The following is a 1,084-nucleotide window of genomic DNA, read 5'->3' as shown; positions in this document are numbered from 1 at the left end:
CTTTCAGGATGTCGGCCCGGAGGGGATAGGCAGCCAGGGGCATATCAGTCACCACCCAGGGCCTTGATCGCTTCTTCCCTGCCCTTGATTCGGCTCCCGTCGGGTAGCTCATACCAGCCGCCGCCGACGTGGACGGGCTCGACGGGCTCGGGGTCGCCCGTTATCTCTTCCAGCCCTTCTTGCGCCTCCTTTTGTGGCTCGGTTTCTTCCTGCTCTTCTTCGATTGGATCGTCCAGATACCCCAGGGCCTTCAGGCGCTGCAGCCGGTCGGTGTCATCCTCGTAAATATCGCCGTAGCGATATATCTTGCCATGTTGCAGGCAACGGAACTTCTTGATTACTTTTGCTTTCATGTCATCACCCCTCTACGACCTGAATGATGGTAGCTGCTTCCGCATCCGGCGTCCCCGTTGCCGTCAGGGTCAGCCTCCCGCCGAGGAACCGGGGGAAGTAGTGGAATGGGCCATACACCCGGCGGATGTTGTCGGTAATGGAGATAGACAGGGCCTGTCCCTGATCGTCATACAGTGATGCCCATCGTGGGGTCGTGCCGCCGGAGAAGGGAATCGGTTCATCCATTGGGTCGGAGAATATGCCGGAGCCGTCGCCGTCATGGGTGGCGGTAAAGCCGTCAAGTTTATCCACTTCAGCGGCGATCAGGATGGCGGTGTTCTTGTCTGGGTCGGGGATAAAATCGTCGTTATCAGCCTTAACCGCCAGGGTGACGGTGATCAGTTTGCCCTTGAGCCCCACCTCGATGTCCGTCGCTTCTTCCGGGTCCTCGGGCAGGACGTGCTGGACCATGTATTCATCCCCTGCTTTGCCGGGCTCCTCAACCGTCACGGTGTAAAAACTGTCGTCGCCGGTGCCCACCTTTGCGCTTGCTTGAGTATCATCAATGCGGACCAGGTGCGCGAAGGTCAGCGTCAACTCCTTGCCGGATTGGTTGTCCACGGCGATGCTGACGGGCTTGCTGGCCAGCGGGATGTCAACGGTCTGGACGGTCGCCTCGCCGTCCCATTTCAGAACCCGGTGGATTAGTTTGCGCTGGTTCGCCTCTCCCCAGCTTTTGGGTCTGGTCATA

The 1,084-nt window shown here is 59.2% G+C and carries 2 protein-coding genes; both read right to left on the bottom strand.

What is annotated here, in order from left to right:
- Positions 1-44 precede the first annotated feature (44 nt).
- Positions 45-353 (bottom strand): hypothetical protein, encoded by a 309-nt coding sequence (locus ACE4YL_RS05255; RefSeq protein ID WP_461369336.1) that lies wholly within the window; start codon positions 351-353, stop codon positions 45-47.
- A 4-nt stretch (positions 354-357) separates the two neighbouring features.
- Positions 358-1,084, bottom strand: a 727-nt coding sequence (locus ACE4YL_RS05250) for a hypothetical protein (protein WP_461369335.1), incomplete at its 5' end; no start/stop codon positions are given.

It is taken from the genome of Candidatus Darwinibacter acetoxidans (assembly GCF_041936445.1).
GTDB lineage: Bacteria > Bacillota > Limnochordia > Darwinibacteriales > Darwinibacteriaceae > DTU010.
Note: the sequence above shows the minus strand (reverse complement) of the source record. Positions and strands in the feature narration are given on the sequence as shown.

What these genes read in the sequence shown, in the direction of transcription:
- ACE4YL_RS05255 (WP_461369336.1), bottom strand. Translation starts at nt 353, where the DNA reads ATGAAAGCAAAAGTAATCAAGAAGTTCCGTTGCCTGCAACATGGCAAG.